The following is a 1079-nucleotide window of genomic DNA, read 5'->3' on the forward strand; positions in this document are numbered from 1 at the left end:
TTTCGGTACATCTGCAGCGTTCAGCAGTTGTAGCAATCGTCAATTGCCCTGATCGAGCCCAGTTTATCGGGTCTCGGTCACTGAAACAAGTTGCGCCGCAGTCGATCTGACTTTTTCAGGAGTCCCTTGTATAAAGAAAAGCCTGCAGTTTGTTCTTTGTCAGTGGTGGCTCTATGCAGGCCTCTCTCTTTTTCCTCGCTGATGCCTTGGTCCTGATCTTCCGTTCACAGGCCAACCCCCCTGTGTCAGCAAACGAACCAGTACGCGCGTACGCCCTCGCGCCCGAAACACCCACGGCCAAGCCAGAGCGCCCTTGCCACTCTGGTCATGAGGACATCGGGCCATGGCCGATGACATCTTTGGAGGCCTGACCCCGAAAGCAAACGTGGCCTGGGATTCGAATTGCGCTCCCTGCCCTGGCGACGGCTCAACTGACCAATGAGTTAGTCGGCCGATCCCGATTAGGAATTTGCTGATTTTAGTGCGCGAATCCTGCCTGATGCCCTCCCGATCACCTAGTGAGTCCTTAAGCCATGGGAGAACCAATTTCAGCAGGCAAGCGCCGAGCTCGTCTGAAAGTCATTAACCCTCGTTCCGCTGGAATTGATATCGGCAGTAGATTCCACGTTGTTGCTGTTCCTGCCGAGCTTGATCCGAATCCCGTCCGCAAGTTTTCAAGCTTCACAAAGGATCTGATCGCACTCGCCGAATGGCTGCTGGCAGTTGGAATTAGCACCATTGCCATGGAGTCCACTGGAATCTACTGGGTTCCGCTTTACGAGATTCTCTCTGGCAAAGGCATTGACGTCTTTCTTGTTAATGCCAGGCACGCCAAGAATGTTCCGGGCCCCAAGACGGATATCAACGATGCACCATGGCTTCAGCAGCTCCACAGCTACGGCCTGGTGAGAGCAAGCTTTCGTCCAGACCAAAAAATCACAGAACTACGCTCGAGCCTCCTGAGAAAGTAAGAACCAGGCCCCGGGGCAACAAAGTGGGGAAGCTCGGCTGAACTCTGAGTGTTGCTCAGGCTGCAACCGGTTGACTGCTCAGGAGTCGCTCCTCGCCTCTTCGGATGG

At 54.5% G+C, this 1079-nt stretch carries 1 protein-coding gene; it reads left to right on the top strand.

What is annotated here, in order from left to right:
- The first annotated feature begins 533 nt into the window (after positions 1 to 533).
- Positions 534 to 971: an IS110 family transposase gene (locus VB777_RS02595; protein WP_323246907.1), complete on the top strand. Its 438-nt coding sequence runs from the start codon at positions 534 to 536 to the stop codon at positions 969 to 971.
- Positions 972 to 1079 lie beyond the last annotated feature (108 nt).

Source organism: Synechococcus sp. CCY9202 (assembly GCF_034931685.1).
In the GTDB taxonomy this organism is placed as follows: Bacteria; Cyanobacteriota; Cyanobacteriia; order PCC-6307; family Cyanobiaceae; genus CBW1002.

Coding starts and splice junctions, on each gene's coding strand:
- VB777_RS02595 (WP_323246907.1), top strand. CDS start 534: ATGGGAGAACCAATTTCAGCAGGCAAGCGCCGAGCTCGTCTGAAAGTC.